This window comes from Stenotrophomonas sp. ZAC14D2_NAIMI4_7 (assembly GCF_003086675.1).
GTDB lineage: Bacteria > Pseudomonadota > Gammaproteobacteria > Xanthomonadales > Xanthomonadaceae > Stenotrophomonas.
Genome location: NZ_CP025995.1, coordinates 2,339,459 through 2,351,957, shown reverse-complemented (window position 1 = coordinate 2,351,957; position 12,499 = coordinate 2,339,459). Strand labels below are relative to the sequence as shown.

General features: G+C 69.2%; 15 protein-coding genes. 8 read left to right on the top strand and 7 right to left on the bottom strand.

What is annotated here, in order from left to right; all coding sequences use genetic code 11:
- Nucleotides 1-22: 22 nt before the first annotated feature.
- Nucleotides 23-949 carry a LysR family transcriptional regulator gene (locus tag C1922_RS10825; protein WP_108751567.1) on the top strand — a complete coding sequence of 309 codons (927 nt, stop codon included), beginning with the start codon at nucleotides 23-25 and terminating at the stop codon, nucleotides 947-949.
- Nucleotides 950-973: 24 nt separating this feature from the next.
- On the opposite strand, the gene bla is transcribed toward C1922_RS10825, so the two are convergent.
- Nucleotides 974-1,813 (bottom strand): subclass B3 metallo-beta-lactamase, encoded by an 840-nt coding sequence (bla, locus tag C1922_RS10820; RefSeq protein WP_108749753.1) that lies wholly within the window; start codon nucleotides 1,811-1,813, stop codon nucleotides 974-976.
- A 153-nt stretch (nucleotides 1,814-1,966) separates the two neighbouring features.
- Nucleotides 1,967-2,470 carry a MerC family mercury resistance protein gene (locus C1922_RS10815; protein WP_108749752.1) on the bottom strand — a complete coding sequence of 168 codons (504 nt, stop codon included), beginning with the start codon at nucleotides 2,468-2,470 and terminating at the stop codon, nucleotides 1,967-1,969.
- Between the two features lie 30 nt (nucleotides 2,471-2,500).
- Between C1922_RS10815 and C1922_RS10810 the strand changes: the two genes are divergently transcribed.
- From C1922_RS10810 to C1922_RS10780, 7 genes are all read left to right on the top strand, one after another.
- A complete protein-coding gene (locus C1922_RS10810) occupies nucleotides 2,501-3,034 on the top strand; it encodes a DUF2796 domain-containing protein (protein WP_108749751.1) in 534 nt (177 codons plus the stop codon).
- Nucleotides 3,031-3,726, top strand: a complete 696-nt coding sequence (locus C1922_RS10805; protein ID WP_108749750.1) for an ATP-binding cassette domain-containing protein — start codon at nucleotides 3,031-3,033, stop codon at nucleotides 3,724-3,726. The genes C1922_RS10810 and C1922_RS10805 overlap by 4 nt, the downstream gene beginning before the upstream one ends.
- Complete coding sequence (locus C1922_RS10800; RefSeq protein ID WP_108749749.1) at nucleotides 3,719-4,972, top strand: ABC transporter permease; 1,254 nt, start codon at nucleotides 3,719-3,721, stop codon at nucleotides 4,970-4,972. Before C1922_RS10805 ends, C1922_RS10800 begins: the two co-directional genes overlap by 8 nt.
- Nucleotides 4,973-4,974: 2 nt before the next feature.
- Complete coding sequence (locus C1922_RS10795) at nucleotides 4,975-5,511, top strand: DUF3299 domain-containing protein (protein WP_108751566.1); 537 nt, start codon at nucleotides 4,975-4,977, stop codon at nucleotides 5,509-5,511.
- Complete coding sequence (locus C1922_RS10790) at nucleotides 5,501-6,121, top strand: DUF3299 domain-containing protein (RefSeq protein ID WP_108749748.1); 621 nt, start codon at nucleotides 5,501-5,503, stop codon at nucleotides 6,119-6,121. Before C1922_RS10795 ends, C1922_RS10790 begins: the two co-directional genes overlap by 11 nt.
- Nucleotides 6,122-6,310: 189 nt before the next feature.
- Nucleotides 6,311-7,840, top strand: coding sequence for an MFS transporter (locus C1922_RS10785; RefSeq protein ID WP_108749747.1), 1,530 nt, complete (start codon nucleotides 6,311-6,313; stop codon nucleotides 7,838-7,840).
- 5 nt (nucleotides 7,841-7,845) lie between these two features.
- Nucleotides 7,846-8,385 carry a TetR family transcriptional regulator gene (locus C1922_RS10780; RefSeq protein WP_108749746.1) on the top strand — a complete coding sequence of 180 codons (540 nt, stop codon included), beginning with the start codon at nucleotides 7,846-7,848 and terminating at the stop codon, nucleotides 8,383-8,385.
- A gap of 71 nt (nucleotides 8,386-8,456) precedes the next feature.
- Here the strand turns inward: C1922_RS10780 and C1922_RS10775 are convergent, their stop codons facing one another.
- The 5 genes from C1922_RS10775 to pip form a co-directional block, all read right to left on the bottom strand.
- Entirely contained in the window at nucleotides 8,457-9,092 is a 636-nt protein-coding gene (locus C1922_RS10775; RefSeq protein ID WP_108749745.1) for a response regulator, read from the bottom strand.
- Nucleotides 9,070-10,140 carry an ATP-binding protein gene (locus C1922_RS10770; protein ID WP_108749744.1) on the bottom strand — a complete coding sequence of 357 codons (1,071 nt, stop codon included), beginning with the start codon at nucleotides 10,138-10,140 and terminating at the stop codon, nucleotides 9,070-9,072. The genes C1922_RS10775 and C1922_RS10770 overlap by 23 nt, the downstream gene beginning before the upstream one ends.
- Nucleotides 10,141-10,213: 73 nt before the next feature.
- Nucleotides 10,214-10,951, bottom strand: coding sequence for an MgtC/SapB family protein (locus tag C1922_RS10765; RefSeq protein WP_108749743.1), 738 nt, complete (start codon nucleotides 10,949-10,951; stop codon nucleotides 10,214-10,216).
- 30 nt (nucleotides 10,952-10,981) lie between these two features.
- The gene (locus C1922_RS10760; protein ID WP_108749742.1) at nucleotides 10,982-11,281 is read right to left on the bottom strand and encodes a hypothetical protein; all 300 of its coding nucleotides are present in this window, start codon (nucleotides 11,279-11,281) and stop codon (nucleotides 10,982-10,984) included.
- A 244-nt stretch (nucleotides 11,282-11,525) separates the two neighbouring features.
- Entirely contained in the window at nucleotides 11,526-12,479 is a 954-nt protein-coding gene (gene pip / locus C1922_RS10755; RefSeq protein WP_108749741.1) for a prolyl aminopeptidase, read from the bottom strand.
- Nucleotides 12,480-12,499 lie beyond the last annotated feature (20 nt).

Here is a 12,499-nt window from a genome sequence, read left to right as displayed (position 1 = left end):
CCGGGATTATGTGGGCGCTACCGTGTATCGATCCGGACTGGTGGAGCTGGAGGCCGTACTGGCCGTGGCCCGGCGTGGCAGCTTCCGCGCGGCGGCGCGCGAGCTGGGCATGTCCACTTCGGCGCTCAGCCATGCAGTTGCCAGCCTGGAAGCGCGGCTGCAGGCGCGCCTGTTCCATCGCACCACGCGCAGCGTGGCGCTGACCGAAGCCGGCGCGCGGTATGTGGCGGAGATCGGGCCGGCGGTGGAGGCGATCCGCGGCGCGGGTGACGCGCTGCACGAGGACGAGCGTGACCCCGGCGGCACCTTGCGCATCAACATGCCGCCGGAAAGCACGCGCATGCTGTCCGGGCTGGTGGCCGAGTTCGTGCAGCGCTACCCGCGCGTACGGCTGGAAATGGCAGCCGAGGCCCGGTTGGTGGATATCGTGGCCGATGGCTTCGATGCTGGCGTGCGCCTGCACGAGCAGGTGCCGCAGGACATGGTGGCGGTGCCGCTGTACCGCCAGCAGCGCATGCGCGTGGTGGCCGCGCCGGGCTATCTGGCCGCGCACGGCACGCCGGACACCCCGGACGCGCTGGCCACGCACGCAGCGATCCGCATGCGCCTGTCGCATGGCGGGTTGTACCGCTGGGAGCTGGAGCACCGTGGCCAGGTGCTGCAGGTTGATCCGCCGGCGCGGCTGGTGGTGGCCGAACTGCAGGCGGCGCGTGCGGCCGCGTTGGCCGGCGTGGGCCTGGCATTCCTGTCCGAATGGCATATCCGGGACGACCTGGACAGCGGCGCGCTGGTGCCGGTGCTGGACGCGTGGTGCCCGCCGTTCCCGGGCTTGTACCTGTACTTCCCCGGGCGCCGGCACGTGCCGCCGGCGCTGAAGGCGTTCACCGACCTGCAGCGCGAACGCGATGCCGCCGGGCTGGCGCCGGACGCGGTGCGCGCGGTTCCGTAGCCAGCCCCTGTTGTTGAAGCCGGATCAGCGCTTGCGCAGATTGCGCTCGGCGGCATCGGCATACGCGCTGCAGGTCATCGCCTTGGAGGCCGCGTCGTTGCCGCCGCGGTAATTCCAGCCGCTGGCGCCAGGGTGCGGGGTCAGCAGCAGATCGCAGGGCAGGCTGCGCACCGTGGCGAAGCTGCGCTGGAAGTCCTGCGGCAGGTGCGGGTAGCGCGGGTTGTCCGTCACCGTGTAGCCCGGCGCGCTGAGGCTGTCCACATAGGCGATGCGCAGCGGTGCGCCATTGCGGGTGTCGGTCCAGGTCCAAGCGGTGCTGCCGGGGGTGTGGCCGGGCACGAAATGCGCGGTGAAGCGGATGCCGCCCAATTCGACGACTTCGCCATCCATCACGATGCGGTCGGCCTGCACCGGCGGGAAGGTGATGGCATCGCCGAAGTGCAGGTCGTTGCTGCCGCCGCGTGCCAGCAGCACGGCGGTTTCGGCGTTGGCCAGCACCTGCGCGCCGGTACGGCGCTTCAGTTCGGCCACCGGGCCGGCGTGGTCGGCATGGGCGTGGCTGAGCAGGATCAGGCGCAGATCGTGCGGTGCCACGCCCCGCAGTTGCATGTTCGCCAGCAGGTGGTCGGCCATCTGCGGCATGCCACCATCGAGCAGCACCGCGCCTTCCGGCGTCTGCACCAGCAGCGCGGTGAGTTCGGCGGTGCCAATCTGCCAGGTGTGGTCGGCAATCTGCAGCGGCGCGATGGGCTGCAGCCAGGCGCTGTCGACGGTGTAGGCCTTCAATTGGGCCAGCGGAGCGGGCTCGGCGCTGGTGGCGGCGAAGGGCAGGGCGGTGAGCAGGATCAGGGCGAGTGCGCGCATGGCGGTGGGTGGTGTGATGGCAATGGGGACGCTATCACGCGGGCCGCGCGGGCCGTTTCGCGTATTTTTCATGGCAGCCATAAGCGCGACGCGCGAGGAGTACGCTGAACATGCTGGGTGGCCCATGACCGGTAGAGTCGAGCGTGGTCGACTCTACGGCCCTGCGCGGGCGTAGGAGGTCGAGCGAACCCGACGCGACGCGCGGCGGTTTGCGACATGCGCGGCGGCCAGCAGCACGCCACCGCATGCGGTCAGCAGGCCATGCCACAGCAGCGATTCCTTCAGCGGCAGATACAGCGCCGAGGGCAGCAGCGCCACGGCGCCTGCCAACGCGAGGCCCTGCGGCAGGCGCCGATGATGCCGGCGCCGCCCCAACGTGGTGCTGGCCACCGCCAACACAGAGGCCAGCAGCGCGAACACCCATTCCCAGCGCGACATGACCAGCAGGGCGGTCATCAGGCCGTGCGCCGGGTGCTGGAACGAGCGCAGCGCCATCAGTGCCGCAGGCACGAAGGCCAGCAGCAGCGGCAGGGTGATGCAGTGCGCGGCGCACGCCATGGCCAGCCAGGCGGCACCGGAATCGAAGCGGGCATGCCAGCGTGCCGATGCTGGCGGTTGGGTGGCGTGGCTTGCGGGAAGCGTGGTGATGTGGTCCATAATGTTACATAGTAACAAATAGGATCCCCCATGAAGTCCACCTTTGCATTCCTGCTGCTGAGCGCCCTGCCTGCGGCGCACGCACATGACCACCGGCAGCTGGGCGCGCACGTACACGGCCAGGCCAATGTTGATCTGGCCGTGGACAACGGCGCCCTGGAGCTGACCCTGGCCGCGCCGGGCATGGGCGTGCTGGATTACGAACGGCCGCCGACGAATGAAGCCGAGCGCGCGGCGCTGCAGCGCGCCCTGACGGTGCTGCGTGAGGGGCGTTGGTTGACCCTGCCCAGCGCCGCGCAGTGCACGCGCATCCGCGCCGATGCCCAGGCCGAGGGTTTCCAGCCACAGACCGGCAACACCGGCAGCACCACGCACGCCCATGCGGGCTTTACTGCATCGCTGGCCTACCGCTGCGCCAACCCTGCGGCGCTGAGGGTGGTGGTGGTCACCCTGCCCAACGTGTTCCCGGGTCTGCGCGAGGTCATCGTCAATACGGCCACGGCCGCCGGGCAGGGACGCAGTATCGTGACGCCGGACAATCTGCGGGTGGTGCTGGCGCCATGACCGGCACGCCCATCATCGCTCTGGACGCGGTGCGCTTCGGTTACGGCGCGCACATGGTGCTGGATATACCCCAGCTGCACATTGCCGCCGGCAGCAGCGTGTTGCTGCGCGGGGCCAGCGGCTCGGGCAAGAGCACGCTGCTGGGCCTGCTGGCCGGGGTGCTACCGGTGCAGCAGGGCAGCGTGCAGGTGGCCGGCCATGGGCTGCACGCGCTGGGCAGTGCGGCGCGTGACCGTTTCCGTGCCGACCAGCTGGGCGTGGTATTCCAGCAGTTCAACCTGTTGCCGTTCCTGAGCGTGCACGACAACGTTGCCCTGGGCGTGCGCTTTTCGAAGGCACGCAGCGCCCGCGTGCACGGCGGCCTGACCGACGAGATCGCGCGGCTGTTGCAGGCGCTGCAGCTGGACCCGGCCGTGATGCAGCGGCGCGCGGGAACGCTCAGCGTGGGCCAGCAGCAACGCGTGGCGGCGGCACGTGCGCTGATCGGTCGGCCCGCCGTGCTGCTGGCCGATGAGCCGACCTCGGCGCTGGACCGCGAGGCAGCGAACGCCTTCCTGCGGCTGATGACCGCGCAATGCCAGGCGGCCGGAACCACGGCCGTGGTGGTCAGCCACGATGACAGTCTGCCGGCGCTGTTCGACCAGGTGCTGGACCTGCAGGCGATCAACCACGCGGGGGTGGCCCATGCTTGAACTGGCCTGGGCCAGTCTGCGCAGCCGTGCGCTGGGCGCGGGCCTGACGATGCTGGTCATTGCCCTGAGCGTGACCCTGCTGCTGGGCGTGGAGCGGGTGCGCACGCAGGCGCATGAAGGTTTCGCCAGCACGGTGTCGGGCACCGATCTGATCGTGGGCGCACGCTCGGGGCCGGTGAACCTGCTGCTGTATTCGGTGTTCCACATGGGGGATGCGACCAACAACGTGTCCTGGCAGTCCTACCAGGAACTGGCGGCGCTGCCGCAGGTGAAGTGGGCGGTGCCACTGTCGCTGGGCGATTCGTGGCGTGGCTACCGGGTGATCGGCACCACCACCGACTACTTCGATCACTACCGCTACGGCGCCGGACATGCCCTGCAGCTGGCCAACGGTGTGGTCTTCGATGATCTGTACGACGCCGTGCTGGGCGCCGATGTGGCGCGCGCACAGCAGGTGGGGGTGGGCGATACGCTGGTGCTGGCCCACGGTACCGGGGCGGTGACCCTGGCCACGCATGCCGACAAGCCGTTCCGGGTCAGTGGCGTGCTGCAGCGTACCGGCACGCCAGTGGATACGTCGGTGCTGGTGTCACTGCCGGCGATCGAAGCGATCCATCTGGACTGGCGCTCGGGCGTGCCGATGCGCAGCCAGCAGATCAGTGCCGATGCGGCGCGCCACAGCGACCTGACCCCGACCAGCATCACCGCGTTCATGCTGGGCCTGCACTCGCGGGTGGCGACGTTTGCGGTGCAGCGGCGCATTAACGAGTACCCCGATGAGGCATTGATGGCGATCCTGCCCGGGGTGACGCTGCAGCAGCTGTGGCAGAGCCTGGGCGGTGCCGAGCGGGCGCTGCGGCTGATCAGCGCGATGGTCGTGCTGCTGGGCCTGGTGTCGCTGGTGGCAATGCTGGTCAGCACGCTGCAGGAGCGCCGTCGCGAGATGGCGGTGTTGCGCGCCTGCGGTGCGCGCCCGGCCGCGGTAGCTGGATTGCTGGTGCTGGAAGCGGTGGCCAGCAGCACGGTGGCCATAGTGCTGGCGCTGGGCGTGTTGGCGGCGGTCAGTCTTGCAGGGCGCGAATGGGCGCTGACCCACTACGGGCTTTCGATCACGCATGTGTGGCCGGATCTGCGCGAACTGGCCTGGGCGGCGGCGGTGGTGGCGTTGAGCGCAGTGGCCGGGCTGGTGCCGGCACTGCTGGCCTACCGGCGCACGCTGGCCGATGGCCTGGCGCCGGCGATATGAACATGCGCCACGTGTTTGCATTGTCGGTGCTGCTGCTGGCGGCCTGCCAGCGTCCGGTGGATACCGGCGTGACGGCGCTACCGCAGGATGCGCCTGCCGCTGCGACGGCGGTCGAACAGGAACTGGATTGGCTGCAGATGCTGCCGCCCGATGAACTGGCGGCGCTGGAGCGCGGCGACGGGCCGGAGGTGCAGCACAGCGGTAACCGGCGCATGGCGCAGTTCGGTACCTTCCGCACGGTGGACGCGGTGCTGCAGCGACCGGTGCGGTTGCCCGGTTATGTGGTGCCGCTGGGCACCGCGGCCGACGGGCGCTTGAGTGAATTCCTGTTCGTGCCGTATTACGGCGCGTGCATCCATGTGCCACCACCGCCGCCGAACCAGATCGTGCATGTGCGCCTGCCGGAACCGATCGCGATGCCGGACATGTATGCGCCGTATTTCCTGGCTGGCCATCTGCAGGCCGAGCGGGTGGACGACGACCTGGGTGGGTCGGCCTACAGCATGCGCGAACCAACGCTGAGGCCGTATGAACCGTAGAGGCTTGCTGATCTTCATGCTGTGTCTGCTCGGGGCCTGCGGGCGCGAAGCGGCGGTGGCGCCCAGTGCCGCCGCGGTGTCGAGCGTTCCGCCCGAGGCTGTGGTGATCACGCAATGGGACAGCTTGATGCCAGAGCGGGATGTGTTCCAGCGACCCCCGCCGCAGATCGGTGTTGCACGCGGCAACGGGATGCAGGGCATTGGCGGGCTGATCGATGACAGCGGTGCCGGCAGTGCGCCGGGAACGGTGATCGACCATTCCAGCCCGGTACGCGCCAAGCAGTTTGGTTCGTCGGCGGTGGTGGAGGCGGTGGACGGTCGGCCGGTGCGCCTGCAGGGCTATCTGGTGCCGCTGGGCGGCGACGATGCTGGGCGGGTGAGCGAGGGATTGTTCGTGCCGTTCTACGGCGCGTGCATCCATGTGCCACCGCCACCGCCGAACCAGGTGATTCACGTGCGCCTGGCGCAGCCGATGGCGCCGGGCGCGTTGTGGGATGCGTATAAGTTGACCGGCACGCTGCACGTGCAGCGGTTCGATGCGGATTCAGCCAGTGCTTCGTATGAGGTGGGGGATGCGGAGCTGGTGGTGGTGGAGGATGCAGCGCTGTGACCGTTCGGGCGTCGTGATAAGGGGAACCGGGTCCCCGCGATGACCGGGATTGGGGCCGTAGAGTCGCGAAGCGGCCGGGCAAGCTCGGCCCTATGGGTCATCGCCGGTCTCAGGGCGGGTTGGATTCATATAACTATACCGGACGTCCGGTATAGTTATGGGCGTCGATTCTCTTTGCGGGCGCGTTCCATGGCGGTTTCCCAGTCTCTGGCCGGTGCTCCGGCCCTGTCGCGTCCCCGGCGCTGGGCGCTGCTGTTCACCGTGGCGGCGGGCCTGCTGCTGGTCACCTTGGACAATTCGGTGCTGTACACCGCGCTACCTACGCTGAGCGAGGCGCTGGCGGCGACGCCCGCGCAGGCGCTGTGGATCATCAATGCCTATCCGCTGGTGATGGCGGGCCTGCTGCTGGGCGCCGGTACGCTGGGCGACCGCATTGGCCACCGCCGCATGTTCCTGATCGGGCTGGTGGTGTTCGGGCTGGCTTCGGTGGTGGCCGCCTATGCGGGCAGCGCTGCGCAGTTGATCGGCGCGCGGGCGCTGCTGGCGGTGGGCGCGGCGGCGATGATGCCGGCTACGCTGGCCTTGATCGGCCTCAGCTTCCACGACCCGCGCGAGCGCACGATGGCCATTGCGATCTGGGGCTCGGTATCGCTGGTGGGTGCGGCGTTGGGGCCGATCATCGGTGGTTGGCTGCTGCAGCATTTCTGGTGGGGATCGGTGTTTTTGGTGAACGTGCCAGTGGTCGTGGTCGCCTTCGTGGCCACGCTTGTACTGGCGCCGGAAGGCCAGCGCGATCACTCGCGCCCGTGGGATCTTTGGTCGTCGCTGCTGGCGCTGGCTGCGCTGTCGGGCCTCGTGCTGGCGATCAAGTCGTGGATTGCCGCGCCGCCAGCCTACGCCTTGGGCGCTGCGGCCCTGCTGCTGGCCGCGATAGCCGGATACGCGTTCGCGCGCCGTCAGCGACGCTTGCCTTACCCCTTGCTGGATTTCAGTGTGTTCCAGAACCCGGCGTTCCTGGCCGGCACGTTGTCGGCGGTGTTCACGCTGTTCGCCCTGGCCGGGCTGCAGCTGGTCACCACCCAGCGCTTCCAGCTGGTGGCCGGCTTCAGTCCATTGCATGCGGGGCTGCTGGTGTCGGTGGCCGCCCTCGGCAGCCTGCCCAGTGCGTTGCTGGGCGGCAGTCTGGTGCATCGGCTGGGCCTGCGGCCGTTGATCGCAGGCGGTCTGGGCATCGGTGCGGCGGGCGTGGCGGTGGTCGCGTTCGGGTTCCCGCTGGGGCTGGGCTGGGTGATTGCAGGTATGGCCATCACCGGTTTCGGCATGGGCGCGGCAATCTCGGTGGCGTCGGCGGCCATCCTCAACAACGTGCCGTCCCACCGTGCCGGCATGGCCTCTTCGGTGGAAGAGGTGTCCTACGAGTTCGGTGGCCTGCTGGCGGTGGCGCTGCTGGGCAGCCTGAGTGCGGCGCTTTACGGCGCGTTCCTGCCGGCGACGGGGCTGCCCGATGCTGCGCGCGAGGGCTTCGTGCAGGCCGTACATGTGGCCCGACAGAGCGGGCCGGAGGCGTGGTTCGTGCAGGCCACGGCGGCCTACGACCGCAGCTACCGCATCGTGCTGTGGGTGGTGGCCGTGGTGCTGGCGGTCGGCGCGATCGTCACCGGCCGACTGCTGCGTGGCCGCGCCGGCAGCCGCGAGGGCGCGGCTGATCGCGTAAAGTAGCGCGCATGAGAACCAGCAAGCGCCAACGCATCCTCGACGCCGCCGTGGCCGTCATCAATCGCGAGGGCGTGCGTGCGGTCACCTTCGAATCGGTGGCTGCCGAAGCGCAGTTGACCCGTGGCGGGCTGCTGTACCACTTTCCATCGCGCGAAGCATTGCTGCGCGGAATCGACGAGCACCTGGTGCAGCAGTGGGAAGCGTCGATGGAGGTGCTGCTGGGCAAGCGCGCCGAAGAGGCCAGTGCGCTGGAGCGTTACCAGACCTTCGTGCGCGTTTCGGCGCAGAGTGCTACCCGCGCCGAGCTGTTGTTCATGCTGGAATCGATGGACCCGGAGGCCGGTGAGCGCCCGTGGGCGCCGGTAATGGAGCGGTGGGCACCCGCGCCGCCGGCCAGCGTGGATGACGCGGCGGGGATGGATGGATTCGTGGCGCGGCTGGCCGCCGATGGGCTGTGGATCTATGAAGCCATGTATGAAGGGAAGCTGGAGCCGGCGCTGCGCGCGCAGGTGGCCGAGCGCATTGCCCGGTTGTTGGTGAAGCCGTAGCGTCGAGCCGCTTTCGCAGCGTCGAGCTTGCTCGACGGCGTTCCGCGTGGAGCAGTCGAGCACGCTCGACGCTACGGGCGCTCGGGCTGCACGCGGTCGTAGAGGCGGACCAGGTCGACCAGGGTGCGTGCGCCCAGCTTGCGCATCAGCTGGCCGCGCCGGACCTTTACCGTGATCTCGCTCACGCCCAGATCGGCGGCGATCTGCTTGTTCAAGCGCCCGGCAACGACGCCTTCCGCGACCTCGCGCTCGCCGCCGGTAAGCGTGGCCCAGCGTGCCTGCAGGGCGGCCTTTTCGTCGTGCTCGCTGCGGCGCTGCCGGTCCTGCGCGATGCCCTTCTGGATGGCGTCCAGCAACTGCTGGTCGCGGAACGGTTTGGTCAGGAACTCCAGCGCGCCGTCCTTGATGGCGTTCACGCCCATGGCGATGTCACCGTGGCCGGTGATGAACACCACCGGCAGGTGCAGGCCGTGGGCGGCCATCTGCCGGTGGAAGTCCAGGCCGCTCTGGCCCGGCATGCGCACGTCCAGCACCAGGCACGCCGGCGCATCTTCGCGCGCCGCGTCCAGCAACGCCTGGGTTGAAGCAAAGCTGCGTACCTGCAGACCCATCGAGGCCAGCAGATCCTCCAGTGCCGCACGCACCGAAGCGTCGTCATCCACCACGTAGACCACGGCATCGGGTTCAGTGTGCGCGGCGCGGGTCATGTGCGGCGTCCTCGATGGCAGGCAATTCGATGATGAAGCAGGCACCGCCGCCGCTGGCGCGCTCGGCGTGGATCCGGCCGCCGTTGGCTTCCAGCATGCTGCGGCTCAGGCTGAGCCCCAGGCCGAGGCCGTCGGGCTTGGTCGTCCAGAACGCGTCGAACACCTGTTCGATGGCGTCGCTGGGCAGGCCGGCGCCGCGATCGCGTACGCTCAGCCGCACGTGCTGGTCGCGGGCGTGGGTGAGCACGGACAGGCGGCGCTCGGGCAGCGGCGTGCCGGCCATGGCTTCGATGGCGTTCAGCAGCAGGTTGCCGATCACCTGCTGCACCTGCACGCGATCGGCCAGCACCGTGGGCAGCGCCGGGTCGAGCAGCGTGGCCACGGTGACGTGCTGGCGCTCCAGTTCGGCCTGCGACAGCGCAAGCATGTCCTGCACGGCCTGGTTCAGGTCGAACACTTCGCGCTGTGGCGCTGCGCCCCGGGTCAGCCCGCGCACGCGGGCGATCACGTCACTGGCACGGTGCGCATCGGCCAGTATCCGGGCCAGTGCCTGCTGCGCCCGGTCCACGTTGGCCGGCTGCTGGGCCAGCCAGCGCTGGGCGGCCTCCGCACTGCTGGCGATGGCGGCCAGGGGCTGGTTCACCTCGTGCGCGATGGACGTAGTCAGCTCGCCCACGGTGGACGCGCGGGCCACCCGCAGCAGCCGCGTCTGCGCGTCCTGCACGGCGGCCTTGGCTGCCTCCATCTTCAACGACAGGTAGGTGGTGATGCCGATGACCAGGATGCCGATGGCGCTGTTGACCAGGCCGATGCGATAGGCCCCGGCGCGGGTGAGCAGGAAGCTGGTGATCGTCAGGGCGACGCAGGCCAGGGCCAGGCACAGCAGCGTGCGCGGCAGCAGCCGCCGCGACATGGCCAGGATGAGCGCGGCGTAGAAGCAGGCGGCCGCGACGGCATAGTCGCTGAAGGTGTCGACCAGGAAGATCGCCGCCATGGCGACGATCAGGGCCAGGTGGGCCAGCGGGCGGCGGAGCGGAGGGCGGGGCATCGTCAACGGTTCCCGGGCGGGCAGGCGCGAGGATAGCAAAGGGAATGGGGAGCGCTGGCCGCCGGCGCGCCTGTCATTCTTCCAGAGTGGCATTCCAGAACCCCTGCAACATGCCCGGCTGCGCCGCCAGCTCGGCCAGCACCGCATCCAGTTCAGTGCCATCGACGGTGGTGGCGTACAGCACTGCTTCGATTTCCACGTCGCGCTCGCCGAATGGGCGCTGGTCCACGGCACGCACCGGGTACTGGGCCTGTTCCAGCAGTAACAGCAGACGGTCCAGTACCTCGGCCTGCTGTTCGCGCTGGCAGACCACGTTGATGGCGTAGGTTGCTTCGCTGAAGGCTTCCGGCAGCGGCTGGCGCTGGATGCGGTTGACCACTGGCCGCAGCAGGGTATTCGAGGCGAGGACGAAGACGGCGGCCAGCAGCGCTTCGGGGAACAGCTTCAGGCCTGCACAGGCGCCAACTGCGGCCGAACCCCACAGCGTCGCGGCGGTGTTCAGACCCGATATCTGAGCGCCGTCCTTCATGATGGCGCCGGCGCCGAGGAAGCCGACGCCAGAGATGACATAGGCGACCACGTGCAGCGGTGACGGTGTGCCGCCGTGCAGGCCGTGATAACGCACGGCCAGATCGACGAATACCGCGGCGCTCACCGCGACCAGGGTGTTGGTGCGCAGACCGGCGGTGCGCTGGCGCACCTGCCGTTCCAGGCCGATGGCGCCACCCAGCACGAAGGCGGTGGACAGGCTGAGTAGGGATGCCAGGGTTGCGCCGGCATCGAACGCCGGCAGGTGCAGATCTAGGTTCATGGGGTGCAGCCCTCCACGGATCGGAGCCGGTCAGGGGTGATGAAGTACGAATGCGGCGACGCTGCCTACCTGCAGGCGGACGCGCGGGCTGCTGCCGATGCACAGCGGCTTCATGGCTTCGCGCAGCGGCGCGGGCAGGTGGCGCAGTACCGTGATGCGTTCGCCCATGGGCAGCAGCGACAGTGCGTCGGCCACCACGCGGGGTGAGCCCAGCGCGAGCGCACGCGCAAACAGCACCGGACCGTGCTGCAGCAGCTGGCTGCGCAGCGCCGGTACCGCGCGTTCGCCGATCAGGCGACGCAGGGTGATGTAGAGGATCTTGTAGGACATGGGTGGGCTCCGGGCAGGCGATGCCCGCAGCCCCGGTCACGCAACGAGAAGCGAACCGGTCGCCAGGCACCAGCAGAGAGGGACAAGGGGGAGGGGCGCGCGTGCAGCGCACCGGACAGGTTCGGGATCCATCTTCGACTCCGCAGTGGATGCAGGCCGGTATTGTCCGCCGCTGGCCGTGACCGGCCTAGAGGCCCGTGGTACAGCGCGGGTATACGTGGGTATATCCGCGCGTGCGGGTAGGTCAGCCGGCGTGGCTGCCGAGGGCTGCATCGGTGGCGCGGATCAGTGCATCGGTGGTGGCCGCTTCGGTGGCGCTGTGGCCGGATAGCACCATCTCCAGCCGTGCTTCGGGCCAGGCCTGGGCCAGATCCCAAGCGCTGCGGGCGGGGCAGATGATGTCGTAGCGGCCCTGCACGATCACGCCGGGCAGATGTCGGATGCGATCGATGTTGTGCAGCAGCTGGCCGTGTTCCAGAAATGCGTTGTGGCGGAAGTAGTGCGCTTCGATGCGGGCCTTGGCCAGGGCCTGCTGCGGGTCTTCATCGGAAACGGCGTTGACGTCGTGCAGCAGGGTGGCCGCGTTGTCTTCCCAGCCCAGCCAGGCCTGCGCGGCGGCAATGCGAACGGAGAGGTCCGGGCTGTCCAGGCGCTTCCAGTAAGCCGCGATCATGTCGCCGCGTTCGTCTTCGGGAATGAAGGCCTCGTAGCGTGCCCAACGCTCCGGGAAGATCCAGCGGGCGCCGCCGTCGCCTTCGGCGAACCAGCGGTTCTCTTCAGCGCGGCCCAGATAGACCCCGCGTACGATCACCCCGCTGGCGCGCTGCGGGTGCGCCTGCGCGTAGGCCAGCGCCAGCGTGGAGCCCCAGGAGCCACCGAATACCAGCCAGCGCTCGATGCCCAGGTGCGAGCGCACCCGCTCGATATCAGCCACCAGGTGGGCGGTGGTGTTGTCGCGCAGTTCGCCAAAGGGGGTGGAGCGGCCACAGCCGCGCTGGTCGATCAGCACGATGCGGTAGCGGGCCGGGTCGAAGAAGCGGCGGTGCACCGGCGAAACGCCTGCGCCGGGCCCACCGTGCAGGAACACCACGGGCTGGCCCTGTGGGTTGCCGCATTCCTCGATATGCAGGGTGTGCAGCGCATCCACGGCCAAGCTGTGCTGGCGGTAGGGTGCGATGGACGGATACAGGGTGCGCATGGCGGTGCCTCACGTGCAGG

What these genes read in the sequence shown, in the direction of transcription:
- C1922_RS10770 (WP_108749744.1), bottom strand. Translation starts at nt 10,140, where the DNA reads ATGCCCCGCCCTCCGCTCCGCCGCCCGCTGGCCCACCTGGCCCTGATC.
- C1922_RS10760 (WP_108749742.1), bottom strand. Translation starts at nt 11,281, where the DNA reads ATGTCCTACAAGATCCTCTACATCACCCTGCGTCGCCTGATCGGCGAA.
- C1922_RS10805 (WP_108749750.1), top strand. Translation starts at nt 3,031, where the DNA reads ATGACCGGCACGCCCATCATCGCTCTGGACGCGGTGCGCTTCGGTTAC.
- C1922_RS10765 (WP_108749743.1), bottom strand. Translation starts at nt 10,951, where the DNA reads ATGAACCTAGATCTGCACCTGCCGGCGTTCGATGCCGGCGCAACCCTG.
- C1922_RS10815 (WP_108749752.1), bottom strand. Translation starts at nt 2,470, where the DNA reads ATGGACCACATCACCACGCTTCCCGCAAGCCACGCCACCCAACCGCCA.
- C1922_RS10790 (WP_108749748.1), top strand. Translation starts at nt 5,501, where the DNA reads ATGAACCGTAGAGGCTTGCTGATCTTCATGCTGTGTCTGCTCGGGGCC.
- pip (WP_108749741.1), bottom strand. Translation starts at nt 12,479, where the DNA reads ATGCGCACCCTGTATCCGTCCATCGCACCCTACCGCCAGCACAGCTTG.
- C1922_RS10800 (WP_108749749.1), top strand. Translation starts at nt 3,719, where the DNA reads ATGCTTGAACTGGCCTGGGCCAGTCTGCGCAGCCGTGCGCTGGGCGCG.
- C1922_RS10795 (WP_108751566.1), top strand. Translation starts at nt 4,975, where the DNA reads ATGCGCCACGTGTTTGCATTGTCGGTGCTGCTGCTGGCGGCCTGCCAG.
- bla (WP_108749753.1), bottom strand. Translation starts at nt 1,813, where the DNA reads ATGCGCGCACTCGCCCTGATCCTGCTCACCGCCCTGCCCTTCGCCGCC.
- C1922_RS10775 (WP_108749745.1), bottom strand. Translation starts at nt 9,092, where the DNA reads ATGACCCGCGCCGCGCACACTGAACCCGATGCCGTGGTCTACGTGGTG.
- C1922_RS10785 (WP_108749747.1), top strand. Translation starts at nt 6,311, where the DNA reads ATGGCGGTTTCCCAGTCTCTGGCCGGTGCTCCGGCCCTGTCGCGTCCC.
- C1922_RS10810 (WP_108749751.1), top strand. Translation starts at nt 2,501, where the DNA reads ATGAAGTCCACCTTTGCATTCCTGCTGCTGAGCGCCCTGCCTGCGGCG.
- C1922_RS10780 (WP_108749746.1), top strand. Translation starts at nt 7,846, where the DNA reads ATGAGAACCAGCAAGCGCCAACGCATCCTCGACGCCGCCGTGGCCGTC.